The 24,530-nt window shown below is 63.5% G+C and carries 22 protein-coding genes, 1 tRNA gene and 1 pseudogene; 16 read left to right on the top strand and 8 right to left on the bottom strand.

The genetic code is table 11. The features are described from left to right. Positions 1-5: 5 nt before the first annotated feature. From Q4G14_RS09930 to Q4G14_RS09910, 5 genes are all read right to left on the bottom strand, one after another. The gene (locus Q4G14_RS09930) at positions 6-860 is read right to left on the bottom strand and encodes a YgcG family protein (protein WP_303361588.1); all 855 of its coding nucleotides are present in this window, start codon (positions 858-860) and stop codon (positions 6-8) included. Continuing rightward, positions 857-1,735, bottom strand: coding sequence for a polyphosphate kinase 2 (gene ppk2 / locus Q4G14_RS09925; protein WP_303361587.1), 879 nt, complete (start codon positions 1,733-1,735; stop codon positions 857-859). Before ppk2 ends, Q4G14_RS09930 begins: the two co-directional genes overlap by 4 nt. Further along, positions 1,732-2,664 (bottom strand): homoserine O-succinyltransferase, encoded by a 933-nt coding sequence (metA, locus tag Q4G14_RS09920; protein ID WP_303361586.1) that lies wholly within the window; start codon positions 2,662-2,664, stop codon positions 1,732-1,734. Before metA ends, ppk2 begins: the two co-directional genes overlap by 4 nt. Positions 2,665-2,667: 3 nt before the next feature. Next, the gene (locus Q4G14_RS09915) at positions 2,668-3,531 is read right to left on the bottom strand and encodes an ATPase (protein WP_303361585.1); all 864 of its coding nucleotides are present in this window, start codon (positions 3,529-3,531) and stop codon (positions 2,668-2,670) included. 185 nt (positions 3,532-3,716) lie between these two features. After that, entirely contained in the window at positions 3,717-4,850 is a 1,134-nt protein-coding gene (locus tag Q4G14_RS09910) for an OmpP1/FadL family transporter (RefSeq protein ID WP_303361584.1), read from the bottom strand. Positions 4,851-5,095: 245 nt separating this feature from the next. Here Q4G14_RS09910 and Q4G14_RS09905 point away from each other — a divergent pair, with 245 nt between their 5' ends. Both Q4G14_RS09905 and guaB read left to right on the top strand, forming a co-directional pair. Further along, complete coding sequence (locus tag Q4G14_RS09905) at positions 5,096-6,025, top strand: tellurium resistance protein (protein ID WP_303361583.1); 930 nt, start codon at positions 5,096-5,098, stop codon at positions 6,023-6,025. A gap of 78 nt (positions 6,026-6,103) precedes the next feature. Then, positions 6,104-7,552 (top strand): IMP dehydrogenase, encoded by a 1,449-nt coding sequence (guaB, locus tag Q4G14_RS09900; protein ID WP_303361582.1) that lies wholly within the window; start codon positions 6,104-6,106, stop codon positions 7,550-7,552. Positions 7,553-7,796: 244 nt separating this feature from the next. On the opposite strand, the gene glnA is transcribed toward guaB, so the two are convergent. Continuing rightward, positions 7,797-9,203, bottom strand: coding sequence for a type I glutamate--ammonia ligase (gene glnA / locus Q4G14_RS09895; RefSeq protein WP_303361581.1), 1,407 nt, complete (start codon positions 9,201-9,203; stop codon positions 7,797-7,799). Between the two features lie 58 nt (positions 9,204-9,261). Further along, positions 9,262-9,600, bottom strand: a complete 339-nt coding sequence (locus Q4G14_RS09890; RefSeq protein WP_303361580.1) for a P-II family nitrogen regulator — start codon at positions 9,598-9,600, stop codon at positions 9,262-9,264. 154 nt (positions 9,601-9,754) lie between these two features. On the opposite strand from Q4G14_RS09890, the gene Q4G14_RS09885 reads away from it, so the two are divergent. The 11 genes from Q4G14_RS09885 (at position 9,755) to Q4G14_RS09835 (ending at position 20,120) form a co-directional block, all read left to right on the top strand. Then, complete coding sequence (locus Q4G14_RS09885) at positions 9,755-11,314, top strand: NAD(P)H-hydrate dehydratase (RefSeq protein ID WP_303361579.1); 1,560 nt, start codon at positions 9,755-9,757, stop codon at positions 11,312-11,314. 90 nt (positions 11,315-11,404) lie between these two features. Beyond that, complete coding sequence (locus Q4G14_RS09880; protein ID WP_303361578.1) at positions 11,405-12,733, top strand: RtcB family protein; 1,329 nt, start codon at positions 11,405-11,407, stop codon at positions 12,731-12,733. A gap of 153 nt (positions 12,734-12,886) precedes the next feature. Next, a tRNA-Leu gene (locus Q4G14_RS09875) sits at positions 12,887-12,971 on the top strand. Positions 12,972-12,995: 24 nt separating this feature from the next. Further along, complete coding sequence (gene tig / locus Q4G14_RS09870) at positions 12,996-14,330, top strand: trigger factor (RefSeq protein WP_303361577.1); 1,335 nt, start codon at positions 12,996-12,998, stop codon at positions 14,328-14,330. 311 nt (positions 14,331-14,641) lie between these two features. After that, positions 14,642-15,127 carry a 5-(carboxyamino)imidazole ribonucleotide mutase gene (gene purE, locus Q4G14_RS09865; protein WP_303361576.1) on the top strand — a complete coding sequence of 162 codons (486 nt, stop codon included), beginning with the start codon at positions 14,642-14,644 and terminating at the stop codon, positions 15,125-15,127. Then, complete coding sequence (locus Q4G14_RS09860) at positions 15,120-16,157, top strand: 5-(carboxyamino)imidazole ribonucleotide synthase (RefSeq protein ID WP_303361575.1); 1,038 nt, start codon at positions 15,120-15,122, stop codon at positions 16,155-16,157. The genes purE and Q4G14_RS09860 overlap by 8 nt, the downstream gene beginning before the upstream one ends. Continuing rightward, positions 16,154-16,597 (top strand): NUDIX domain-containing protein, encoded by a 444-nt coding sequence (locus Q4G14_RS09855; protein WP_303361574.1) that lies wholly within the window; start codon positions 16,154-16,156, stop codon positions 16,595-16,597. The genes Q4G14_RS09860 and Q4G14_RS09855 overlap by 4 nt, the downstream gene beginning before the upstream one ends. 86 nt (positions 16,598-16,683) lie before the next feature. After that, on the top strand, positions 16,684-18,060 hold the full coding sequence (locus tag Q4G14_RS09850) for an MATE family efflux transporter (protein WP_303361573.1): 1,377 nt from the start codon (positions 16,684-16,686) through the stop codon (positions 18,058-18,060). Between the two features lie 24 nt (positions 18,061-18,084). Beyond that, on the top strand, positions 18,085-18,321 hold the full coding sequence (locus Q4G14_RS09845) for an Lrp/AsnC ligand binding domain-containing protein (protein ID WP_303361572.1): 237 nt from the start codon (positions 18,085-18,087) through the stop codon (positions 18,319-18,321). After that, complete coding sequence (locus Q4G14_RS09840) at positions 18,321-19,016, top strand: SDR family oxidoreductase (protein ID WP_303361571.1); 696 nt, start codon at positions 18,321-18,323, stop codon at positions 19,014-19,016. Before Q4G14_RS09845 ends, Q4G14_RS09840 begins: the two co-directional genes overlap by 1 nt. A 3-nt stretch (positions 19,017-19,019) precedes the next feature. Beyond that, entirely contained in the window at positions 19,020-20,120 is a 1,101-nt protein-coding gene (locus tag Q4G14_RS09835) for a pyridoxal phosphate-dependent aminotransferase (RefSeq protein ID WP_303361570.1), read from the top strand. Positions 20,121-20,151: 31 nt separating this feature from the next. Here the strand turns inward: Q4G14_RS09835 and Q4G14_RS09830 are convergent, their stop codons facing one another. Then, on the bottom strand, positions 20,152-20,610 hold the full coding sequence (locus tag Q4G14_RS09830) for an Rrf2 family transcriptional regulator (RefSeq protein WP_303361569.1): 459 nt from the start codon (positions 20,608-20,610) through the stop codon (positions 20,152-20,154). 149 nt (positions 20,611-20,759) lie between these two features. Here Q4G14_RS09830 and Q4G14_RS09825 point away from each other — a divergent pair, with 149 nt between their 5' ends. From Q4G14_RS09825 to Q4G14_RS09820, 3 genes and pseudogenes are all read left to right on the top strand, one after another. Then, positions 20,760-21,422: an alpha/beta hydrolase gene (locus Q4G14_RS09825; protein ID WP_303361568.1), complete on the top strand. Its 663-nt coding sequence runs from the start codon at positions 20,760-20,762 to the stop codon at positions 21,420-21,422. A gap of 191 nt (positions 21,423-21,613) precedes the next feature. Then, positions 21,614-22,123 (top strand): annotated as a pseudogene (locus Q4G14_RS15065) (hypothetical protein); the annotation flags it as partial. A gap of 12 nt (positions 22,124-22,135) precedes the next feature. Next, positions 22,136-24,502 carry a YadA-like family protein gene (locus Q4G14_RS09820; RefSeq protein WP_303361567.1) on the top strand — a complete coding sequence of 789 codons (2,367 nt, stop codon included), beginning with the start codon at positions 22,136-22,138 and terminating at the stop codon, positions 24,500-24,502. Positions 24,503-24,530 lie beyond the last annotated feature (28 nt).

Genomic DNA, 24,530 nt, shown 5'->3' with positions numbered 1-24,530 from the left:
GAAAATTACCAGCGCCCCGAAGCGCCGCCGCCCGATGATCGCCCGCCGCCAAAGCCGCCGCCCCGGCTGCGCCGTGGTCTGGGTGAGGACACCGGCGATGACCGGGTTTCGCGCGGGCTGGTCCAGCCGCAGCGGGTGCAGCGCCGCCAGATGACCCGGCGCGTTGTGGGGGTGCCGCCGGGCAGGGCGTCGCCCACGGTTTCGCTTTCCTGCATCAGCCCGGCACCGCCGCATTGCGGGCAGGGCTGACGGGCGCGCAGCAGGTTACCGATCAGCCCCCGCCCGATCTGCACGATGACAAAGCCAAAGAAGGCAAACACCCCCGCCGGGATCAGCCAGCCCAGCCCGTCGCGCGACGGCGCGACCTGCTCGCCCGCTGCATGAGGCCGCGCGATCCTTTGGATGACGTCCAGCGTTCCTTCCCGCACACCGCGCGACATGTTCCCGGCGCGGAAATCGGGCAGCATGGTGTCGTCGATGATCTGCCCGGCCACGCGATCAGCCGCCGCCGGATAGCCCGCGCCCAGTTCGATCCGCACCTCGCGGTCGTCGGTCAGCAGCAGCACCATGAAGCCGTCGTTGCGTTCCGCATCGCCGACGCCCCAGTGGTTGAACAGCCGGGTCGCGAACGGCTCTAGCCCGTCTGAACCGCCATAGCGGGCGCGGTCGCTCAGCGTGACGACGGTGCCCTGAACGCCGGTGCCGTCATGCAGGGCGATCAGCGCCTGATCCAGAATCTGCGTATCCTCGGCGCTCAGCACGGCGGCGAAGTCGTTGATGCTGGTGTGCTGCCAGTCGGGCAGACCCTGCGCCGCCACGGGCAGGGACAGGGCCACCCACAGGATTGCCGCGCGGATCATGCGCCGATGATCTCTGGCCCGCCGGTGATCGCGGGGTCGGGGGCGCCGATGATCGCTTCGTCCTTGCCGGCGAAATCGACCGCGTTCAGCACCGTCTGGATCGCGGCGATCCGGGCGCGGCGCTTGTCATCCGAGCGGATCACCGTCCACGGTGCCAGAGGCGAGTGGCTGCGCGACAGCGTATCCTGAATTGCGGCGGTGTATTCATCCCACAGGGCAAGGCCGTTCACGTCGATGCCCGACAGCTTCCACTGTTTCAGCGGGTCTTTTTCGCGATCCAGAAAGCGGCGCAACTGTTCGGCGCGGCCCACGTTCAGCCACAGCTTGACCAGCACAATGCCGTCATCGACCAGCGATTGTTCAAAGGCAGGCAGTTGCCGGAAAAAGGCGTCCCGCTGCTGCGCGGTGGAAAAGCCGAACACCCGCTCGACCACGCCGCGGTTATACCAGCTTCGGTCAAACAGCGCCATTTCGCCCGCAGCGGGCAGCCAGTCGATATAACGCTGGAAATACCACTGCCCGGCCTCGCGCTCGGTCGGTTTGGGCAGGGCGACGATATAGGCGCTGCGCGGGTTCAGATTGCCGCGCATCACCTCGATCGTGCCGCCCTTGCCTGCAGCGTCGCGCCCCTCGAACACGACGACCAGCCGCTTGCCGGTGTGGTTGATGTCAAACAGCATCCGAACCAGCTGCAATTGCAGTTCGTCCATGCGCTGTTTGTATTCGTCTTTGCCCATCTCTTGGTCATAGGGATAGGCGGGGTCCAGAATGTCGCGCTTGCCCGCGCCCTCGATTGCCTTGCGAAGATCCTTGGGCGCCGCCTTTTCCAGAAAAGCGGTAATGTCGCCGACATAGGGGATGGTCTGTTCGGTCATGGCTGCGGTTCCCCGATCCGGTTCATGTCGAACCATGTGGTCTGATAAATCTCGTTGATCCAGTTGCCGTAAAGCAGATGCGCATGGCTGCGCCAACGGTTCGAAGGCGGCTGCGACGGGTCGTCATCCGGGTAATAATTCAGCGGCACGTTGATCGGTTTGCCCGCCGCTACGTCGCGGTCGTATTCCTCTTTCAGCGTGGTGGAATCATATTCCAGATGGTTGAACACATACAGCGCCCGGTGGCCCGCGTCCTGCACCAGACAGGGGCCGGTTTCCTCGCTGCCCAGCAGGGTTGTCAGGCCCGGCGCGGCCTGAACATCGGGCTGGCGCACCTCGGTCCAGCGGCTGACCGGCATCAGCACGTCATCGGAAAACCCGCGCAGATAGGGGCTGGCGGGGGCCAGATTGTGATGCCGGAAACAGCCGAACGCCTTGTGCGGCAAAAGATGCTTGGGCAGGCCGTGGAAATGCCACGCCATCGCCATGCCGCCCCAGCAGACGCCCATGGTCGAATGCACATGGCTTTGCGTCCAGTCAAAGACGCGGGTCAGCTCGTCCCAATAAGTGACCTGCTCGAACGGCAGCTTTTCGACCGGCGCGCCGGTGATGATAAGGCCGTCGAACTTTTCGCCCGCCGCCTCGACCTCGCGGAAGGTGCGGTAAAAGCTGGCCATGTGGTCGGCGGCGGTGTTGCGGCTTTCGTGGTCGGACATGCGGATCAGTTGAAAGTCGATCTGCAAGGGTGTCGCCCCCACCAGTCGCGCGAACTGGTTTTCCGTCTGGATCTTTTTCGGCATCAGGTTCAGCAGGCCGATGCGGATCGGGCGGATGTCCTGCATGGCCGCGCGCCCCGGCGTCATCACCATCACCCCTTCCTGCGACAGAATGTCGAAGGCGGGCAGGTCAGAGGGCAGGGTAATAGGCATGGATCAGTCTTTCTTGCGGTCGATGGCGCGGGCGATCAGGTCGATGAAATCAGCCAGATTCCGGGTTTCGGCGACCTCCTCGGCCAGCACGGTAACGCCACGGCGCGCCATGGCGGCATAGCGCGGCTGACGATGCGCAAGGGCGCGCCAATAGGTCCAGCGGATGAAATCGTCGGGGTTTACCTGATCTTCGGTCAGGCCGTTTTCAACCCGATAGGCCACCCACGCCTTTTCCAGAAACTCGGGCTGGTAATACATCGGCTTGGGCGCGCGGTCAAAGCGGCGCACCAGTTCGGCGGTATGGGCGTCCGAGCCTTGAATCCAGACCAGCAGCAATTCCGATTCCAGTGCCGACAGCACGGGATCGTCGGGGTCTGCCGGGTCCACCACCTCGCAGATTGATCCGCCGGTGTCGCAGACGAAATGCGGGATGCGGTAAATATCCTGCGCGCGGGCGATGAAGTGGCCGGTGTCCAGCAGGCTGGCGATTTCGGCCGCGCGGTGCTGTCGCTGGCGCAGGCAGTATTCATCAAAGGGCAGGCCGCCGCGCGTCGGGCTGCCGGGTTTGCCCAGATAGGTGGACAGCGGCGCAAGGTTATCAAAGGTGATATTGCTGCCGATATAGACCGAATCCGACAGCAGCAATTCGCGCAGAAACGGCACTTTCATCGCCTCGCGCTTGAAGTTGTCGGCGATCAGTTCGCCCATATAGCGGGTGCCGATCCGATAATCGACCGAATAGTGGAACCAGTCGCCGGTATCGCGCAGCATGGCCGACAGATAGGTCTTGCCAAGGCCCGACATGCCAAACAGCGCCACCCGTTTGTTCTGGGCGTCCCGCCAGTCTTGCCCGCTGCCGTAAATCATGCCGTGCCCCATTCGCCGCCGCGCCGGAAATCTAGTGCAGCGAGCGTCCGGGGGAAAGGGGCAGGGGTGCTGCCGGGCAACGGGGCTGCGTGACACCAGCGGCGCGGCAGGCAAAAGGCCCCGCCGTCGCGGGCGGGGCCTTGCGTTGCTGTTGCCGGGGGGGCCGCCCGGACGTTGGCGTGCGATCAGAAGCTGTAGCCGATCTTGATGCCGACACCGACGAAATCATTATCCGCCACCACCGCGCGCGCGGTGTCCGCCGTTGAGGGGGTCGAGTCGCCCAGCTTGGTATAGTTGATCCCCGCCGTGATCTTGAGGTTGTCCTGCGTATAGATCCCGGCCAGCGTGATGCCCCGGCGTCCGTTCGTCGGTGCCAGCGGCGACACCAGATCGCTGCCCGATTTTTCCCAGCTGAACGATGCAGCGCCCGACCAGTTTTCGGTGAACTTGCGCGCCACGCCCAGGGTGTAGGTGGTCGAATCCTCAAGCTCGACCAGGCTGCCCAGGGGCTGGCCGGTCGAGGGGCTGGACATGTTGGCAAAGACGATCGGCTCAACCCGGAAGGCCGACCATTCCACCCAGCGGATCGAGCCGAACACCAGCGTATCCGGGGCGACGCCGGTCTGGAACTCAAGGTTCCACGATTTCGGCGTGTCGATTTCGGTATTGGACGACCCCGCCGGGTTGATCGGGTTGCCGTCCAGCGTTTCCACCGTGCGGAAATCATGCGTGATCGGCGAGTTATAGGTCAGCGACACGCGGGCGGCGATTTCCGGTTTTTCCCAGCTTGCGCCGATGGCGTAACCCCAGCCGGTGTCGCTGTCCAGCGTGGCATTATAGCCGTCGAGCGATGAATAGGCCATGCCGGCCAGCGTCACACTGCCATCCGCCGTGCTGCCCCGCAGGCCGCCGTGAACGCCGAAATTGTTGTCGAATTTATAGCGCAGCAGCGCGGTGTAGGTGGTCGAATCGACCGTCACAGCCGTTCCGCCAAACGCGATGGAGGCCGCCGGATACAGGATGTCGGCACCAAAGGGCTGTTCGATGATGAACGCCGCCGACAGATTCGGCGAAAACTGGTGCTTATACCCCAGCGAGAAGAAATTATACGCTGAGCTGACATTGCCAAAATTGCTGGCGCCGAACATTGCCGTATCCTGCCCCGACACGCTGGGTTTGGCGCGGCCAAAGCCCAGTTCGGCGTAGTTCCCTTCTTCGAACAGGATGGCGATGGACTGGGGCGCACGCTCAAGCCCGCCGGCCACGACTGGTGCGGCGGACAGCATCAGTGCCGCAATGCCCCTCAACGCGGATTTCATTCTCGTTCCTCCCAAAGACGGATTCGTTTTTTGCATTGCTGTCAGCCTAACCCGATAATGCTACGAATCAATTATCGCCTGCGTATGACGCTACGTTTGGTGCAGCTCTGCCGCGGCATCGTGTCATTGGCGCAACGCCCTGACGCATCTTAACTAATCGTTCAGGTTTGAATGCTACTTCCCAAAGGATGACGACCATGCGCTTTGCCATGCCGAAAACTGTTCCAGCCGGCCTTTGGCGCCGGGTGCCGCCGCTGATTTTCGTGCCGGTGCTGGGGGCTTTGGAGCTGGTGCTGGCGTGGCGCGATGCGGTGGCGGTTTTCGCGCTGAATACCGGGCTGGTCGAGGCGGGGGCAGGCGCGCTGAGCCTGCTGACGCTGTTCGCGGCGCTGACCTATGCCGTCAAGCTGAGCTGGCGGCCTGCCGTTCTGGCGGATGAATTGAAAATCCTGCCCGGTCGTGCCGGTGTGGCGGCGGGGGTCCTGGCTTTGTATCTGCTGGCCGGGGTGCTGGTGCCCTATGCGCCGGGGCTGGCGCGCGGGCTGCTGTTGCTGGCCATGGCGCTGCATGGGGTGACACTGGCCGTGCTGCTGTCGGTGCTGCGAAATGGTCCGGCTGAACAAAGGCGCGTTTCGCCGGTGTGGCACCTGAACTGGGCCGGGTTTCTGGTCGCGGCCAAGGTTGCCCTGTCGCTGGGCTGGCCGGGGCTGGCTGCGGCGCTGCTGTGGCCCTCGCTGGTGGCTGCGGTGGCGATCTGGGCGATCAGCGCGCGGCAGTTCGCCGCAGTTGCCCCGCCCGCACCGCTGCGCCCGCTGCTGGCTGTTCACGCCGCGCCGTTCGCGCTGATCGCAATGGTTGCAGCCGGGCTGGGCCATGACACAGTGGCAGCCGTCTCGGCGGTGGCCGGGTTGCTGCTGGTGCTGGCGTTGCTGCTGTCGGCCCGTTGGCTGCTGGCGTCGGGCTTTTCGCCGATGTGGGGGGCGTTTACCTTTCCCCTGTCGGCCAGTGCGGGGGCATGGCTGGCGCTGACGCAAGGCGGTCTGCCGGGCGCGCGGATCGTGGCCGGGCTGCTGCTGTTGGCGGCGACGCTGGCCATCTCGCCGATCCTGTTTCTGATCCTGCGCGATTGGGCGCGCGGCAGGCTGGCGGTCAAGACGAACGCCGCCATCGCCTGACACGTTCGGCGGGGCTGGACAATTCCCGCCCCGCATGAAAGGGGAAACTGCCAAACGAACCCCAGCACGGAGCGTCCCATGCAGATTCGCGAGGCCCTGACCTTTGACGATGTTCTTTTGGTGCCTGCCGCCTCGACGGTGATGCCCTCGACGGCGGATGTCACGACGCGCGTCACGCAGCGCATTGCTCTGAACATCCCTTTGCTGTCCAGCGCCATGGATACCGTCACCGAAAGCCGCATGGCGATTGCGATGGCGCAGGCTGGCGGGCTGGGGGTGATCCACCGCAACCTGACCGCTCAGCAACAGGCCGACGAAGTGCGGCGCGTCAAACGGTTCGAATCCGGCGTCGTCTATGACCCGATCACGCTGCGCCCCGACCAGACGCTGGCCGATGCCAAGGCGTTGCAGGAACGCTTTAACGTCACCGGCTTTCCGGTGGTGGACGACACGGGGCTGGTTGTCGGCATCGTGACGAACCGCGACATGCGCTTTGCCAGCGACGATAAAACGCCGGTCCGGGTGATGATGACCGGCGACAATCTGGCCGTGCTGCGCGAACCCGCCGACCGTTCCGAGGCGATCAATCTGATGAAAGCCCGCCGCATCGAAAAGCTGCTGGTGACGGACGGGCAGGGGCGGCTGACCGGGCTGCTGACGCTGAAAGACACGGAAAAGGCGGTGCTGAACCCCCTGGCCTGCAAGGATGAGTTGGGCCGCCTGCGGGTTGCCGCAGCCTCGACCGTGGGCGACGAAGGGTTCGAGCGGTCGCAGGCGCTGATCGAGGCGGGCGTTGACCTGCTGGTGATCGACACGGCGCATGGCCATTCCGAAGGGGTGGCGCGCGCCGTTGAACGGATCAAGTCGCTGTCGAATGATGTGCAGGTCGCCGCAGGCAACGTCGCCACGGGCGAGGCGACGCGCGCCCTGATCGGTGCCGGGGCCGATGCCGTCAAGGTCGGTATCGGGCCGGGGTCGATCTGCACCACGCGCATCGTCGCGGGCGTCGGCGTGCCGCAACTGACTGCGATCATGGATGCGGCGGCAGCGGCGGGCGATACCCCGGTGATTGCGGATGGCGGCATCAAATTCTCGGGCGATTTCGCCAAGGCCATCGCGGCGGGTGCAAGCTGCGCCATGGTGGGCAGCGCCATCGCCGGCACCGATGAATCGCCCGGCGAGGTGATCCTGTATCAGGGGCGCAGCTTCAAATCCTATCGCGGCATGGGATCGCTTGGCGCGATGGCACGCGGCAGCGCCGACCGCTATTTCCAAAAAGACGCGGCCAGCGACAAGCTGGTCCCCGAGGGCATCGAGGGACAAGTCCCCTACAAGGGCAGTGCCGCCGCCGTGATCCACCAGCTTGTCGGCGGGCTGCGCGCCGCCATGGGCTATACCGGCAAGGGCACGGTGGATGAAATGCGCGGCGGCTGCGAATTCGTGCGCATCACCGGCGCGGGGCTTAAGGAAAGCCACGTCCATGATGTGCAGATCACGCGGGAAAGCCCGAACTATCGGCTGGGATAATCGGGGGCGGCGCAACGGGCATTACTCTGGCGGTGATGCCCGTTTTGCTTGAAGCGATTTGCTGCGGGATTTTGATTTAAATGCCCGCATACGGCCTTTTTGATGTGATAATCTCAGGTCCGTTGCTTGCCCGCGCAATCTGACTGAATGTCAATTTGAATTGAAACGAAACGGGCTGGCTGTGTGGAAAAAACAGGCGCCCTTACGGGCGCCTGTTGTAGAATAGGCTAGGCCAGTTCGTGGATCAGCAGCTGTAATACAGCGCGTATTCGACCGGGTGCGGCGTGTGTTCGTAGGCGTAAACCTCTTCCCACTTCAGCGCGATATAGCCTTCCAGCTGGTCGCGGGTAAATACATCGCCCGCCAGCAGGAAGTCCATGTCTTTTTCCAGTTCCTCCAGCGCCTCGCGCAGCGAGCCGCAGACGGTGGGGATTTCGGCCAGTTCTTCGGGCGGCAGATCATACAGATCCTTGTCGGATGCCGGGCCGGGGTCGATCTTGTTCTTGATCCCGTCCAGACCGGCCATCAGCAGCGCGGCAAAGCACAGATAGGGGTTTGCGGACGGATCAGGGAAACGCGCTTCGACCCGCTTGGCTTTGGGGCTTTCGGTCCACGGAATACGCACGCAGCCCGAGCGGTTGCGCGCCGAATAGGCCCGCAGCACCGGCGCCTCAAAGCCCGGAATCAGCCGTTTATAGCTGTTGGTCGAAGGGTTGGTCAGTGCGTTCAGCGCCTTGGCGTGTTTCAGAATGCCGCCGATGAACCACAGCGCCTCTTGGCTGAGATCGGCGTATTTGTCACCTGCAAACAACGGCTTGCCGTTTTTCCAGATCGACATGTTAACGTGCATCCCCGACCCGTTATCGCCTTTCATCGGCTTGGGCATAAAGGTCGCCGATTTGCCATAGGCGTGGGCGACGTTATGGATGACGTATTTGTATTTCTGGATATTGTCGGCCTGTTCGACCAGCCCGCCAAAGATCATGCCCAGTTCATGCTGCGCGGTGGCGACCTCGTGGTGGTGTTTATCCACTTTGATGCCCATGCGCTTCATCGTGGACAGCATTTCGCCGCGAATATCCTGACCGGCGTCGATCGGGTTCACCGGGAAATAGCCGCCCTTATGCGCCGCGCGATGGGCCTGGTTGCCCATTTCATATTCGCTGTCGGTATTCCACGCCGCATCGGCTGCGTCGATTTCATAGGCAACCTTTTGCGGAGTCACCGAATAGCGCACGTCGTCAAACAGAAAGAACTCTGCCTCGGGGCCCCAATAGGATGCGTCACCGATGCCGGTCGATTTCAGATAAGCCTCGGCCTTGACGGCGGTGCCGCGGGGGTCGCGCGAATAGGCTTCGCCGGTGTCTGGCTCTGCCACGTTGCAATGAATGCACATGGTTTTTTCAGCATAAAACGGGTCGATATAAACGCTGGCCGGATCCGGGATCAGTTTCATGTCCGACTGGTCAATGGATTTCCAGCCCGCGATAGAGCTGCCGTCGAACATAAAGCCTTCTTCAAAGAAATCTTCATCGACCAGATCAGCGACCAGCGTCACATGCTGCAATTTGCCCTTGGGATCGGTGAAGCGGATATCGACATATTCGACCTCCTCATTCTTCATCAGATCAAGAACGTCTTTGACTTTCATCTGTTTCTTTCCTTCCTGGATGCCCGCATCACGGGCGATAGGTATTCAGTGCGGCGGATCACACGGCGTCGTCGCCGGTTTCGCCGGTGCGGATACGGATTGCCTGTTCGACCGGCATCACGAAAATCTTGCCGTCGCCGATTTTTTCGGTGCGGGCGGCGGTGACGATGGCTTCGATGGCGGCATCGACCTGATCGTCGGGCAGCACCATTTCGATTTTCACCTTGGGCAGAAAATCAACGACATATTCCGCCCCGCGATACAGTTCGGTATGCCCCTTTTGCCGGCCAAAGCCCTTGACTTCGGTTACGGACAGGCCCTGCACCCCCACTTCTTGCAGCGCCTCTTTCACATCGTCCAGTTTGAACGGCTTGATGATCGCCTCGACCTTTTTCATCGGCTCTGATCCCTTTTCGCGGCTTGCCTGAGCCTTGATTGGCGGGTTTCATGCGGGGGGTAAATGCGGCGGCGTGGCTATGGTGCCGTGACCCGTCAGAACCCGGCCAAACCGCCCGCAATTCAGGCAGTCAGCTCAAAAAACAGGCAGATTCATGTTGCAAGGCACCGAAATCCTGACCACCGCCCAAATGCGCGCCGCCGAATCCGCCGCAATCAGCAGCGGTCAGGTCACGGGGCTGACCCTGATGGAGCGCGCGGGCGCCGCCGTTGCCGGTCATATCCGCCTGCGCTGGCCCAGGCCGGGGCGCGCCACCGTGTTGTGCGGGCCGGGCAATAACGGCGGCGACGGCTATGTCATCGCGCGGCATCTGGCGCAGGCGGGCTGGCAGATGCGGGTGCTGGGGATGGATAACAGCTCCGGCCCGGACGCGGCTGAAATGCGGCGGAAATGGGCCGGGATGGGGCCGATCCTGCCGCTGACCGAAACCGAACTGCGCCGCGAGGATGCCGATGTTTACGTCGATGCCATCTTTGGCACCGGCCTGACCCGCGCACCCACGGGCGAGATTCAGGCGATCCTGCACCATATGGGTGGTGGCGGCGAAGACCGGGCCTCTTACCGACCGCGCATTGTTGCGGTGGATTGTCCGTCGGGGCTGTGCCTCGACAGCGGCAGCTTTCTGGGCCAGCCGCGCGAATCCGGCGACTTCGACCTGCATGCCCGCCTGACCGTCGCCTTCGACAGCCCCAAGCCCGGCCACCTGCTGGAACGCGGGCCAGAAGTCTGCGGCGAGTTGGTGATCGCCGACATCGGTATCACCCCCTGGCGCCCCGCCCCGCATCTTTGGTCCTTAAATATCCCCGCCGGAGGCTCCGGCGCTCTTGCCAAGCGCAACGGTCACAAGTTCACGCACGGCCATGCCGTCATCATCGCGGGCGGCATCGGCCAAGGCGGCGCGGCCCGTCTTGCCGCCCGTGCCGCCTTGCGGATCGGGGCGGGGCTGGTGACGATCGCGCCGCCGCGTTCGGCACTGATCGACCACAGCGGCCCGCCTGATGCCTTGATGCGGCGCGGGGTGGATGATGATGCCGACGCGCTGGCCATGCTGCTGACAGATAAACGTATCAGCGCCGTTGCCATTGGCCCCGGCTGCGGCGTGGATCGCGCGGCGGCGCTGGTGCCGGCGGTGCTGGCCAGCAAACGTCCCTGCGTGCTGGATGCCGACGCGCTGACGGCATGGGCGCGCGACCCGCAACCGCTGCACCGCGATTGCGTGCTGACCCCGCACGGGGGCGAATTCGCGCGCCTGTTCCCCGATCTGGCCGAGCGGCTGAACGGATCGCGAAACTCCGACACGGAGCAATGGACGGCGCGGATGACATCGCCCTATTCGAAACTGGAGGCCGCGCGCGATGCAGCCGCCCGCTGTGGTGCAACGGTGCTGTTGAAAGGCCCTGATACGGTGATAGCGGCGCCCGATGGCCGCGCGGTGATTCATTCGGCCTATGATATTCCGTGGCTGGCCACCGCAGGCGCGGGCGATGTGCTGGCCGGGATCATTGCCGGTCTGCTGGCGCGCGGCCTGCCGCCGCTCGAGGCCGCTGCCACTAGCACCTTGATCCACGCGCAGGCAGCCCGCCGCCATGGCCCCGGCCTGATCGCGGACGATCTGCCCGAACAAATCCCCGGTGTGCTGCGCGATCTGCGCTGAAATATTCCCCCAACCTGCCTGAATAGACATTCGACGCAGCCGGATTTTACCGCTAAAAGCGCCGCTCTGTGATTAACAAGGTATCGCGCGATGGATATTACGGGAAAACACCTGACCGCGCTTGGCTATAAACCCGGCGCATGGTTCAAAACCGCACTGGAGCAAATCAACGCACAGGGTCTGACCTCGGACGAGGCGATCCGGGCGGTTTGTGATGCGCTGGTGCCGGTTTATATGCCGCTGGAAAGCAGCCCGGTCACGGTATATTCGACAGAAACCGGCAGCAATTTCGACGCCTCTTATGCGTCGATGCTGGAAATGGCGAAAACCCCGACGATCAGCGCGGCCTATCTGATGCCTGACGCCTGCCCGACCGGGGGCTTGGGCACGATTACGGTGGGCGGCGTGGCGCGGGCCAGGGGGGCGATCCATCCGGGGATGCACTCGGCCGATATTTGCTGTTCGATGATGGTGACGCGCTTTGGCTCGGCCGATCCGGGCGACGTGCTGGACACGATCCACGAGGCAACGCATTTCGGCTATGGCGGGCGCAAGGACGGGCGGTTTCCGCTGCCCGATGATCTGCGCCGCGCCATGGCGGATAATCCTTTTCTGTCCGATCCGCAAATCCTCGATGCGGCGCAGCATCACCTTGGCACGCAAGGCGACGGCAACCATTTCGCCTTTGTCGGTGTGTCGCAAAATACCGGCGAGGCCGCTTTGGTAACGCATCACGGTTCGCGCAAGCCGGGCGCGCTGCTGTATAAGGCGGGCATGAAGGTGGCGGAACAGTTCCGCACGAAACTTTCGCCCGATACGCTGAAACAGAACGCATGGATTCCCTTTGATTCGCCTCAGGGGCAGGATTACTGGAATGCGCTTCAGATCATCCGTGACTGGACAAAACATAATCACCGGGTGCTGCATCAGGTGCTGGTGGACAGGTTCGGCTGTTCGGACCGGCTGTGGAACGAACATAACTTTGTGTTTCGTGACGGAGATGATTTCTGGCACGCCAAGGGGGCCACGCCGATGAACCCCAAATTCATGCCCGACAGCGATGGCCTGATGGCGATTCCGATGAACATGGGCCAGCCGGTGCTGATCGTCAGCCGCGCGGGCTGCGACTTTGCCCCGCATGGGGCCGGGCGCATGACCAGCCGCACCGCGCATCTGCGGGCGCTGGACATGACCGTTGACCAGGCGGTGCGCGTGGAAACCGAGGGGCTGGACGTGCGGTTCTATTGTGGCGAGGCTGACGCCAGCGAACTGCCAAGCGCCTATAAGGATGCGGCGCGGGTTCAGGCCGACATGCAGCACTTCGATCTGGCCAGGGTTCAGGACCGGATCATGCCCTATGGCTGCATCATGGCGGGCGATGTCGATAAACATGCGCCGTGGCGCAGGAAAAAGGCGTAACGCAGGGGCGGGGTCCGGCTGACTGACCCCGCCCAAACCGGCCTTGGTTGGCGGCGTGGAATGAATCTGCAAAATCCCCCTCGCACCCCGCGCGCGCGCCTGCTATGACGTGGCGGATTTTCCGGCGGGCCTCGGCTTGCCCGGTTCGGTATTGCGGGTGTGGCGAAATTGGCAGACGCACCAGATTTAGGTTCTGGCGCCGCAAGGCGTGGGGGTTCAAGTCCCTCCACCCGCACCATAAGAACGAGATGAAGGAACGCACATGCAGGTCAAGGAAACCCTGAACGAAGGTCTCAAGCGCGGCTATGAGATGACCCTGCCCGCCGCCGATCTGGCCGCCGAGGTGGACGCCAAGCTGAAAGAAGCCCAGCCCGAGGTCGAGATGAAGGGCTTTCGCAAGGGCAAGGTGCCGATGGCACTGCTGAAAAAGCAGTTCGGCCAGCGCATCATGGGCGAGGCGATGCAATCCGCCGTCGATAACGCCGTGCGCGAACAGCTGGAAAAAACCGGCGACCGCCCCGCCGTTCAGCCAAAGATCGAGATGAAAAACGGCGAGACCTGGAAAGAGGGTGACGACGTTATCGTCAACGTCGAATACGAGGCGCTGCCCGCCATTCCCGAGGTTGACCTGTCCGGCGTGAAACTGGAACGCCTCAAGGTCAAGGCCGACGAAGCTCAGGTCACCGAGGCGCTGGAAAATCTGGCCAAGAACGCCCAGAATTTTGCCGACCGCCGTAAGGGCAGCAAGGCCAAGGACGGCGATCAGGTCGTGATCGACTTCAAAGGTATGGTCGATGGCGAAGCCTTCGAAGGCGGCACCGCCGAGGATTACCCGCTGGTTCTGGGGTCGGGCAGCTTTATCCCCGGCTTTGAAGAACAGCTTGTCGGCGCCAAGGCGGGCGAGGATGTGACCGTCAACGTCAAATTCCCCGACGATTACGGCCACCCGACGCTGAAAGGCAAAGACGCCGTGTTCGAATGCACCGTCAAGGCCGTGAAAGAGCCGAAACCGGCGGAAATCGACGACGAACTGGCCAAGAAATTCGGCGCGGAATCGCTGGACAAGCTGAAAGAACAGATCGGCCAGCGTCTGGAAGAAGAATACGCCGGTGCCAGCCGCGCGGTGATGAAGCGCGCCTTGCTGGATCAACTGGATGATCTGGTGAAATTCGACCTGCCCGAAGTGCTGGTCGATGCCGAAGCGCAGCAGATCGCACATCAGTTGTGGCACGAAGAAAACCCCGAGGTTCACGACCACAACCACGGCAATATCGAACCGACCGACGAACACAAGAAACTGGCCGAACGCCGCGTGCGTCTGGGCCTGCTGCTGGCCGAAATCGGTCAGAAAGCGGAAGTGACCGTCAGCGATCAGGAAATGACGCAGGCCGTGATCCGTCAGGCCCGCCAATATCCGGGTCAGGAACGCCAGTTCTTTGAATTCGTGCAGCAAAACCCGCAGATGCAACAGCAATTGCGCGCGCCGATCTTTGAAGACAAGGTTGTTGACCACATTGCTGAAGCCGCCAAGGTCGATGAAAAAGAGGTCAGCAAAGAAGATCTGGAAAAAGCCGTCGAGGCGCTGGACACGCTGTGATCCACGATTGACGCGCGAACCGGAAAGCCGCAACCATCAGGTTGCGGCTTTTTCATATGGATAAATCACATGCGCCTTGGATGGATCGCCCTCGCCCTGCCGGTGACAGATGGTCCGAACAAATCCATCCGGTCCCGCTGATCCGGCCTCATCACGCCGCGCTGCTGATGCACCGGGCCAGCCGATGACACAGCGCCCCGGCTTCCTGTTTGCCTAAATACGCATCTTTGGGCAGGGCCGCGCCCCGGCCCGCGTTGCGTCCGCCCGGACCCCGCGTTATTGCGAAGGGATCAGCAAAGGCGAGGGGCAGCATGGACAAGCCGGTCGGAATCATCATGGGCAGCCAGTCCGACTGGCCGACACTGCGCGAGGCGGCGGCGATTCTGGACGAACTCGGCATCGGATACGAGGCGCGGATCGTCAGCGCCCACCGCACCCCGGACCGGCTGTGGGATTATGGCAAGACGGCGGTGGATCGCGGCTTGCGTGTCATCATCGCGGGCGCGGGCGGGGCGGCGCATCTGCCCGGCATGATGGCCTCGAAAACGCGGGTGCCGGTGATCGGGGTGCCGGTGCAGACCAAGGCGCTGTCAGGGGTCGATTCGCTTTATTCCATCGTGCAGATGCCCAAGGGCTATCCGGTTGCCACCATGGCCATCGGGGCGGCGGGGGCGGCCAATGCCGGGCTGATGGCGGCGGGGATTCTGGCCATCAGCGATCCGGCGCTGGCCGAGCGGCTGGATGCCTGGCGCGCGGCGCTGTCCGATTCCATCCCGCACGAGCCGTCCGATGACTGAGCTGCACACCATCGGCATTCTGGGCGGCGGCCAGCTTGGGCGGATGTTGTCGGTCGCGGCCAGCCGTCTGGGCCTGCGTTGCCATATTTACGAACCCGGTGCCGCGCCTGCGGGCGATGTGGCCCATGCCGTGACAACCGCCCCATACGAGGACCAAGCGGCGCTGCGCCGCTTTGCGGAATCGGTGGATGTCGTCACCTATGAATTTGAAAACGTGCCGACTTCGGCGCTGGATCTGATCGAAAGCATCGTGCCGATCCGCCCCAACCGCCGGGCTTTGGCCGTCAGTCAGGACCGGCTGACGGAAAAGACGTTTCTGCGCGATCTGGGCCTGCGCGTGGCCCCCTTTGCCTCGGTCGAGACCGAGGCTGACCTGCCTGCCGCGCTGGCCGAAACCGGTGTGCCCGCAATCCTGAAAACCTGCCGCATGGGCTATGACGGCAAGGGGCAGGTGCGCATCACCGATGCCGGGGCGGCGGAATGGACCGGCGCGGCCTCGGTTCTGGAAGGCTTTGTCGATTTCAGTGCCGAAATCAGCGTGATTGTGGCGCGCGGAGCCGATGGGCAGGTGGCGGCCTATGATCCGGGGCTGAATGTCCATGGCCAAGGTATCCTGCGCACGACAACCGTGCCCTGCGGCCTGCCCGCGCGCGTCACCACCGATGCCGTTCTGCTGGCCGGGCGCATTGTGACGGCGCTGGATTATATCGGCGTGATGGGGGTCGAGCTGTTCGTGACGCCCGACGGGCTGATCGTGAACGAGATCGCTCCGCGTGTGCACAACAGTGGCCACTGGACGCAGGCGGGCTGCGCGGTGGACCAGTTTGAACAGCATATCCGCGCCGTCGCTGGCCTGCCCTTGGGCGACGGGGCGCGCTATGCCGATGTGGTGATGGAAAACCTGATCGGTGACGATCTGGACCGGGTGCCCGCGCTGTTGGCCTCGCCAAGGGTGCAGGTGCATCTTTATGGCAAGGGCGAGGCGCGGCCCGGTCGCAAGATGGGGCATGTCAACCGGATCTCGGGATGAAGCTGGCCCGCCCCCGGCTGGCCGTGCGGGCGGCCATTTTGCGCGATGACCGGCTGTTGTTGGTGAACGCCTTTCCCGGCGCGCAATCCGACCTGTGGTGCCTGCCCGGCGGCGGGGTCGAGCCGGGCGCTTCGCTGCCTGAAAATCTGATCCGCGAGGTGGCCGAGGAAACCGGCCTGACCATCGTCGTTGGCCCGCCCGTTCTGGTGAATGAGTTCCACGACCCGGCCAGCGGTTTTCATCAGGTGGACCTGATCTTCCGCGCCCGTCTGACCGGCGGGGCCGAACGTCTGGCCGACCCCGAGCGGGTGGTCAACCGGCTGTGCTGGGCTTCGCGCGCCGAACTGGCGGGGCTGCGGCACAAGCCGGATCGGCTGGCCGATGCGGTCTGGGGTGATGCCGCGGCGCTGTATGATCCGTTGGAGGGGTTGGTTTCCTAGGGCGCGGTTTCGCCCGAAGGTGCGTATTTGGGCAAACAGGAAGCGGCGGGCTTGCCGCGGGGGCGGGGCGCGGTTATGGCGGCGGTATGGAGTTTACGCGCTATCGCCCTCATATCACGGCCACTCTGGCATTGGGGTTGCCCCTGATCGCCAGCCATTTGGCGCGCATGGCGATTGGTGTGGGCGACACGGTGATGATCGGCTGGTATGGTGTCACGCCGCTGGCGGCGCTGGTGATTGCCACCTCGGTCATTCATATCCTGATGTTTCTGGGGATGGGTTTTGGCATCGGGCTGATGGGGGTGATCGCCTCGGATATTGCGGCCGGGCATGAAACCGAGGTGCGGCGTGGCACGCGCATGGCGTTGTGGCTGTCGGCGGGTTTCGGTCTGTTGGCCATGCCGCTGATGTGGTGGTCCGAGCCGGTCTTGCTGTTGCTGGGCCAGACCCCCGAGATTTCATCGCTGGCGCAGTCCTATCTGCGGATTGCGGGCTGGGGGCTGGCGATCTTGTTGTGGCAGGTTGTGTTGTCGTCCTATCTGGCCGCGATGGAGCGGGCGCAGGTTGTGATGTGGGTGACGCTGATCGGTCTGCCGGTCAATCTGGCCCTGAACTGGGTGTTCATCTTTGGCAACCTTGGCGCGCCGGAACTGGGTGTGCGTGGTGCGGCGATTGCCACGCTGATCGTGCAGGTGGGGCAACTGCTGGTGCTGATGGCCTATGCGGCGTGGCTGCCCTATGCGCGGAAATATCATCTGTTCCAGCGGTTCTGGCGGCCCGACTGGCCGGCGATACGGCAGGTGGCCGTGATCGGTCTGCCCATCGGTCTGACCATGGTGGCCGAGGGCGGGCTGTTTGTCGGCTCGAACATCATGATGGGCTGGATCGGCACGCAAGAGCTGGCGGCGCATGGCATTGCGCTGCAAATCACCTCGATCACCTTCATGGCGCATCTGGGGCTGTCGAATGCGGCGACGGTGCGGGTCGGGCAGGCGCGTGGGCGCGGCGATGGCATCTGGATGCGGGATGCTGCGGTGACGGTGATTGCGCTGTCGCTGGCCTTTGCGGTGGTCGCCATCACCATCTATCTGCTGTTTGCCGCGCCGATGGTGCGGTTGTTCCTTGACCCGACCGATCCGCAGGCCCCGCTGATCGTGGGGCTGGGCGCCTATCTGCTGATGTATGCGGCGCTGTTTCAGTTGACGGATGCGATGCAGGTCATTGCGCTTGGCTTTCTGCGCGGGGTGCAGGATACGCGGGTGCCGATGTGGATCGCGGCCTTCAGTTACTGGGTGGTCGGGATGCCGGTGGCCTGGCTGCTGGCCTTTCGCGCAGGCATGGGGCCGGGCGGGCTGTGGCTGGGTCTGTGCGTGGGCCTGACCGTCGCCGGCGTCCTGTTGATGCGGCGCTTTTGGGTTGGGTTGCTGCGCGGGGACTGGACCAGCGCCGCCCCCGCAGCCTAACATCCCGCGAAAAAGGAGTCCCCGATGCGCCCCGTCTTTGTGCAGTTCCGTTGCGACCCCGGCAAGACCTATCAGGTCGCCGATGCCATCTATGACCGCGAGGTGGTCAGCGAGCTTTATTCGACCTCGGGCGATTTCGACCTGCTGGCCAAGATCTATATCCCCGAGGATGAGGACGTGGGCCGCTTTCTGGCCGAACGTCTGTTCGACATTCCCGGCATCAGCCGCACCCTGACCACCATGACCTTCAAGGCGTTCTGATGCCGGTGATGGTGGTGACGGGCGCTTCGTCGGGCATCGGCGCGGCGGTGGCGGCGATGGCCGTGGCGCAGGGCTGGCAGGTGGCGGGGCTGTCGCGGCGCGAGGTGGCGCCGGATGGTGTGCGCGCCATCGCCTGCGATGTAACCGACAGCGCGGCGGTTAGGGCGGCATTCGATGCGATTGCGGCGGATTGGGGCAGGGTGGATGTGCTGTTCGCCAATGCCGGGGCCTTTCCGCGCGCCGACAGCATTGACGGGATCACCGATGAGGAATGGCGCGCGGCGATGGCGGTGAACCTTGACGGGATGTTCCATGTCTGCCGCGCGGCATTCGCGCAGATGCGGCGGCAAGACCCGCAGGGCGGGCGCATCATCCTGAACGGATCGGTCAGTGCGCAGGCGCCGCGCCCGCGCGCGATGGCCTATACGGTGGCGAAACATGCGCTGACCGGGCTGACGCGGCAGCTTGCGCTGGACGGGCGGCCCTTTGGCATTGCTGCCGGGCAGATCGACATCGGCAACGCCGCGACCGAGCTGCTGGCCGGGATCGCGGCGGGGCAGGATAACCCCGAGCCGATGATGCCGGTGGATCAGGCCGCGCACGCCGTTCTGCACATGGCCAGCCTGCCGGCGGGCAGCAATGTGCTGTCGATGACGGTGATGGCCACGAATATGCCCCTGATCGGACGAGGTTAACCGATGCGCTTTGCCCCCATCCCCGCCAGCCTGCCCGCGACCGTGCCCTTTACCGGCCCCGAAACGCTGGAACGCCGCGCGGGTCTCCCTTTTCGCGCGCGGCTGGGTGCGAACGAGAACGGCTTTGGTCCCAGCCCGCGCGCGGTGGCGGCGATGGCTGCGGCGGCGGGGGAAAGCTGGAAATACGGCGACCCGGATCTGTTCGATCTGAAAACCGCGCTGGCGGCGCATTGCGGTGTGACCGCAGCGCATCTGACCGTGGGCGAGGGGATCGACGGGTTGCTGGGCAATCTGGTGCGGCTGCTGATCGCGCCGGGTGATGCGGTTGTCACCTCCGAGGGGGCCTATCCGACCTTTAACTATCACGTCACGGGCTTTGGCGGCGTGCTGCACAAGGTTCCTTATCGCAATGACCGCGAGGATATTGCCGCGCTGATCGACCGCGCCGGGCAGGTGGGCGCGCGGCTGGTCTATCTGGCCAACCCCGATAACCCGATGGGCAGTTGGAACAGCGGTGCCGATGTGGCCGCGATGCTGGATCACCTGCCGCCCGACTGCCTGCTGATTCTGGACGAGGCTTATGTCGAATTTGCCCCCGCCGATGCCGTGCCGCAGATCGTGGCGGATGACCCGCGCGTGATCCGTATGCGGACGTTTTCCAAGGCTTATGGGATGGCCGGGGTGCGTGTCGGCTATGCCATCGGCGCGCCGGAACTGGTGGCGGGGTTCGACCGCATCCGCAATCATTTCGGCGTCGGCCGGATCGCGCAGGCGGGGGCCTTGGCCGCGCTAGAGGATCAGGGCTGGCTGCAACAGGTGATCGCGCAGGTCGCTGCCGCGCGTGACCGGATCGGCCAGATCGCCGCGCGGCACGGGATGGCGGCGCTGCCCTCGGCCACGAATTTCGTTGCGGTGGATACCGGGCGCGATGGCGATTTCGCGCGCGGAGTGGTGGCCGGGCTGGCAGAGGCGGGCGTCTTTATCCGAATGCCGGGCGTTGCGCCGCTGGACCGCTGCATCCGCATTTCCTGCGGGCCGCAGGCAGAACTGGACATTCTGGACGCGGCGATGTCACAGGCTTTGACGCGCCAGAAAGCGGGTTAACAACCCGGTCCAAGGTGCTGACCTGATGGGATTATTCGTCCTCGATCTGCAACATTTGCGGCAGCGCCGGGCAGGGCAGAAGCTGGTTCTTGGCGACATCGGCCAGCGTGGTGTTGTGCAGGAACACATAGACATGCGCCGACAGGCTTTCCCACAGCCGGTTCGACAGGGTTTGCGCCCGCGACCCCGACACCCCGCCCGAGGCCCCCGCGCCCACATGCATGGCGCTGACGGTTTCATCCACCGCGCCCAGCACATCGGCCACGCGGATGGTTTCGGGCGTCCGCGCCAGACGATAGCCGCCGCCCGGCCCGCGCACCGAATCGACCAGACCGGCGCGGCGCAGCTTGACGAACAATTGTTCCAGATAGGGCAGCGAAATATCCTGCCGTTCGGAAATTTCCGCCAGCGAGGTCAGATCATCCCCCCGCGCGATGGCCAGATCGACCAGCGCGATAATGGCGTAACGCCCCTTGGTTGACAGTTTCATCGCAGCGCCCCCTTTGGCAGGTTTCCTTGACGCATGACGCTGTGCTGCGCTATGCCGCCAAGGCAGTTTCTTGCACCTGTTCCGCAGGCTCACCAGATAAAGTCCGGGCGCGAAGGCGTCAAGAAATCCACATCCGCAAAAGGTCTCTGATGCCAGAACTGATTTTTCCCGGTCCCGAAGGCCGGTTGGAAGGCCGCTATCACCCTCAGCCCGGCAAGCCTGATGCCCCCATAGCTATCGTCCTTCACCCGCATCCGCAATACGGCGGCACGATGAACAATCGGGTCGTGTATAACCTGCACTATGCCTTTCACGGCATGGGGTTCACGGTGATGCGGTTCAACTTCCGCGGGGTGGGTCGCAGTCAGGGCGAATACGATCAGGGCATTGGCGAGCTGTCGGACGCGGCCTCGGCGCTGGATTATTTGCAGGCGATGAACCCCAATTCGAAACATTGCTGGGTGGCGGGTTTCAGTTTCGGGGCCTGGATCGGGATGCAACTGCTGATGCGCCGCCCCGAAATCACCGGCTTTATCAGCGTCGCGCCGCCTGCGAACATGTATGATTTCAGCTTTCTGGCGCCGTGCCCGTCGTCGGGGCTGATTATCAACGGCACGGCGGATCGCGTGGCCCCGCCCAAGGACACGCACGCCCTTGTCGGCAAACTGCGCGAGCAAAAGGGCATCACCATCACCCACGAAGAAATCGAGGGTGCGGACCATTTCTTCCGCGACGACGAAGAACATATGAAGCCGATGATCGACAAGGTGCAGGCTTATGTGCGCCGCCGCCTGACGGAAACATCGCGCTGAAAGCCGGGCCGGGGGGCTGCCCCCGGCCTTTTGCATCGCATTTGAGCTAAATGCCGCGGGCAATCTGCTGTTTCTGCGAAGAAAATTTCGCTATAGCCCCTTGTTATCAATCAATTGTTAATCACCTGCGGTTATCTGACTGTCTTGGATAACCGGGGTTTGGTCGTAACTTTTGTCGGGTAATATTGCAGATGGCGGTGATGCGATTTTTGATGATGAGTGGCGCCATTTTTGTTGCCTGCCGAGTTATGCTTGACGCCGGGCAGGCTCAGGCGGATGTTGTTTGTCCGGCCCTGGATGGCACTGTGGATGCTGAACAAAAGGCAGCAATGGAAGCCGCAGAAGGACATCAGATCGTCTGCGGTATTGGTGTCAGTGCAACGGGGGAAAGTGCCGTGGCAATTGGCGCGGGCGCCATAGCCTCAGGCGCGTCTTCGGTGGCGCTCGGGGATCAGGCATTGGCAGTACGTACTTCGGATATTGCCATCGGCAAACTGGCCCGTGCGGTTGGGCAAAGCTCGGTTGCCATCGGTTGGGGTGCGTATAGCAAGGGCACACATTCGCTGGCTTTCGGCGCCCATAGCGGAGCCGCTTCTATTTATGGAATTGCAGTGGGCTATAAGGCCGCATCACGGGCCGAGAGCGCGATTGCCATTGGACAAGAGGCGTCTTCGTTTGGAAAAGCGGCAATTGCTCTAGGGTATCAGGCTACTGTGGCTGCGACGGGCAATGCTGCTGTGGCGGTGGGCAATTCAGCCAAGGCCAATGCGGATAACACAACCGCAATCGGGCAGGGCGCGTCGGCAAGTGGCACAAGCTCGGTCGCGCTGGGGCATGGCGCGCTGACGGAAAGGCGGAACTCGATCGCGGTTGGCGTGAATGCAAAGGCACAGGGGAATGATTCTTTCGCGCTTGGCATCGGGGCTGTCGCGGCGGGGCATTATTCGATTGTCATGGGGTCTGGGGCAGGCCGGGACAGCACTGACAAAGCCAGCAATCTGATCGCCATCGGTGCCAATGCCGGGCAAGGCGTTTCCACCAGCGAAAACGTGGCCATCGGTTCCGGCGCGGGGCGGAATATCGGGGCGCTGGGCGTTGACAGGACAGATATTACGTGCGTCTGGGGGCATGGCTGGTGGTGTCAAAGCCTTGCTGGTGGTGGTGATGGCAGCGCCAATAATGCCATCGGCACCAACGCTGGCACGGGCACCAAAGGTATGCAGAACAACGCGATTGGCTGGCACGCCGGACGTGATGTTCAAGGTCAGCAGAACGTGGCGTTGGGCACCGGCGCCGGGCTGAGCCTGATCGGCAGTGGCAATGTCGCGATTGGTGGCGACTGGGCTGGCCGCAATGTCATCGGCGATTACAACTATGCGGGCGGCACTGCGGCTGGTTCCTATGTGACCGGGGTTGGCAATATCGCGCTGGGCCACAAAGCGGGCGCTGGCACGAGTGCGGAACCGCTGGTCGTCAGCCGCTCTATTGCCATTGGTCAGGCTACGCTGGCTGGAACCGATTCGATTGCCATGGGCAGCGGGGCGCGCGCGACCGGCGAACAGTCGATTGCCATCGGCACCGGCAATCAGGTGACGGGCAATCATGCGGGTGCCATCGGCGATCCGAACACGGTGTCTGGCGATGGGTCTTATGCCGTCGGGAACAACAATATGATCGAGGCGGCCAACAGCTTTGTTATCGGCAATGATGTGGCGGTTGCGGCCGGGCTGGATGGAGCCGTGGCGCTGGGTAACGGCGCGACCGTGGCGGCGGCTGTGCCGGTGACAGGCGGCGCGGTGGCGGGCGTCACGCACAGCTATGCTGGTGTCGCCGCCGCTGCGGGCGATGTGGTGTCGGTTGGCGCGGCCGGGGCAGAACGGCAGGTGCAGAATGTGGCCGCGGGGCGTGTTGCTGCGGGTTCCACCGATGCGGTGAACGGATCGCAGCTTTACGCCACGAACACGGAACTGACCGCCACCCGCATCAACCTGCCCGGCGGGTGGAGCGGGGCCGAAACTTATGCGCTGGGCCGCTCGGGTGCTGGTGGTAACGCTGTCACGATGACCAACCTTGCCGCCGGACAGTTAAGCGCGACTTCGACAGATGCTGTGAACGGCGCGCAACTCTATGCCACTAATCAAGAGCTTGCGGCGCTCAAGGCGGGTACGGCTGCCGTGATTTCGGATATTGGGGATCTGCGCGCCAATATGGCCGGTGGCTGGGCCGCTGATGGGAAATACGCGCTGGATCATGGCGGAACGGCTGCGGCTCCGGTTGTGATGACGAATGTGGCGGCGGGGGATGTGGCGGCCAATTCAACGGATGCCGTGAATGGTGCGCAGTTGCACACAGCCCGTCAGGATATTGGCATTTTGCGCAACGAAACGGCGGCCAACACCGCCGCCATCACCGCCAATGCCGAACGGTTGCCGGGGCACTGGGCGCAGGATGGTTCGTCTGGCTATGTGCTGGGCCGCACGGATGGTCAGGCGGTGGCCTTGTCGAATGTGGCGGCGGGTCGGGTTGCGGCGGGGTCCGGTGATGCGGTCAATGGCGCACAGCTTCATGCGGTGTCCAGCGACGTGGCGGGCGTCAAGGCGCAGGTGTCGGCCAACACCGCCAGCATCGGCGAAACCCGTGCGCAACTGCCCGGCCGCTGGTCACAAGATCGGCCCGGCACCTATATGCTGCGCCAGTCAGATAGCGATACGGCCCCGGTTACGATCTCGAACCTTGGCCGGGGGCGGATCAGCGCCGGTTCTACCGATGCGGTGACAGGCGGGCAGATGTATGAGTTGTCGGCTCAGGTCAGCGCGCAGGGCCATGACATTGCCCGTAACCGCCGCGAAGCCAACAGCGGTATCTCAGGCGCAATGGCCCTGGCGACGATCCGCCATGACGACCGCCCGGCCAAGCTGTCGATCGGCTTTGGCCTTGGTAACTATAAGGGGGCAACCAGCATGTCCTTGGGGGCCGGATATGTCAGCCGTGATGAAAAATGGCGGTTTTCGGGGGGTATGACTTATGGCGGCGGTAACGATATGGGGGCGGCCTTTGGTGCGACTTACACGTTTGATTAAGATGCGCGGGTTTCCGGGGGCCGTGTTC

The organism is Paracoccus sp. (in: a-proteobacteria) (genome assembly GCF_030538755.1).
Lineage (GTDB): Bacteria > Pseudomonadota > Alphaproteobacteria > Rhodobacterales > Rhodobacteraceae > Paracoccus.
Note: the sequence above shows the minus strand (reverse complement) of the source record. Positions and strands in the feature narration are given on the sequence as shown.

Coding starts and splice junctions, on each gene's coding strand:
- Q4G14_RS09930 (WP_303361588.1), bottom strand. CDS start 860: ATGATCCGCGCGGCAATCCTGTGGGTGGCCCTGTCCCTGCCCGTGGCG.
- ppk2 (WP_303361587.1), bottom strand. CDS start 1,735: ATGACCGAACAGACCATCCCCTATGTCGGCGACATTACCGCTTTTCTG.
- metA (WP_303361586.1), bottom strand. CDS start 2,664: ATGCCTATTACCCTGCCCTCTGACCTGCCCGCCTTCGACATTCTGTCG.
- Q4G14_RS09915 (WP_303361585.1), bottom strand. CDS start 3,531: ATGATTTACGGCAGCGGGCAAGACTGGCGGGACGCCCAGAACAAACGG.
- Q4G14_RS09910 (WP_303361584.1), bottom strand. CDS start 4,850: ATGAAATCCGCGTTGAGGGGCATTGCGGCACTGATGCTGTCCGCCGCA.
- guaB (WP_303361582.1), top strand. CDS start 6,104: ATGCAGATTCGCGAGGCCCTGACCTTTGACGATGTTCTTTTGGTGCCT.
- glnA (WP_303361581.1), bottom strand. CDS start 9,203: ATGAAAGTCAAAGACGTTCTTGATCTGATGAAGAATGAGGAGGTCGAA.
- Q4G14_RS09890 (WP_303361580.1), bottom strand. CDS start 9,600: ATGAAAAAGGTCGAGGCGATCATCAAGCCGTTCAAACTGGACGATGTG.
- Q4G14_RS09885 (WP_303361579.1), top strand. CDS start 9,755: ATGTTGCAAGGCACCGAAATCCTGACCACCGCCCAAATGCGCGCCGCC.
- Q4G14_RS09880 (WP_303361578.1), top strand. CDS start 11,405: ATGGATATTACGGGAAAACACCTGACCGCGCTTGGCTATAAACCCGGC.
- tig (WP_303361577.1), top strand. CDS start 12,996: ATGCAGGTCAAGGAAACCCTGAACGAAGGTCTCAAGCGCGGCTATGAG.
- purE (WP_303361576.1), top strand. CDS start 14,642: ATGGACAAGCCGGTCGGAATCATCATGGGCAGCCAGTCCGACTGGCCG.
- Q4G14_RS09860 (WP_303361575.1), top strand. CDS start 15,120: ATGACTGAGCTGCACACCATCGGCATTCTGGGCGGCGGCCAGCTTGGG.
- Q4G14_RS09855 (WP_303361574.1), top strand. CDS start 16,154: ATGAAGCTGGCCCGCCCCCGGCTGGCCGTGCGGGCGGCCATTTTGCGC.
- Q4G14_RS09850 (WP_303361573.1), top strand. CDS start 16,684: ATGGAGTTTACGCGCTATCGCCCTCATATCACGGCCACTCTGGCATTG.
- Q4G14_RS09845 (WP_303361572.1), top strand. CDS start 18,085: ATGCGCCCCGTCTTTGTGCAGTTCCGTTGCGACCCCGGCAAGACCTAT.
- Q4G14_RS09840 (WP_303361571.1), top strand. CDS start 18,321: ATGCCGGTGATGGTGGTGACGGGCGCTTCGTCGGGCATCGGCGCGGCG.
- Q4G14_RS09835 (WP_303361570.1), top strand. CDS start 19,020: ATGCGCTTTGCCCCCATCCCCGCCAGCCTGCCCGCGACCGTGCCCTTT.
- Q4G14_RS09830 (WP_303361569.1), bottom strand. CDS start 20,610: ATGAAACTGTCAACCAAGGGGCGTTACGCCATTATCGCGCTGGTCGAT.
- Q4G14_RS09825 (WP_303361568.1), top strand. CDS start 20,760: ATGCCAGAACTGATTTTTCCCGGTCCCGAAGGCCGGTTGGAAGGCCGC.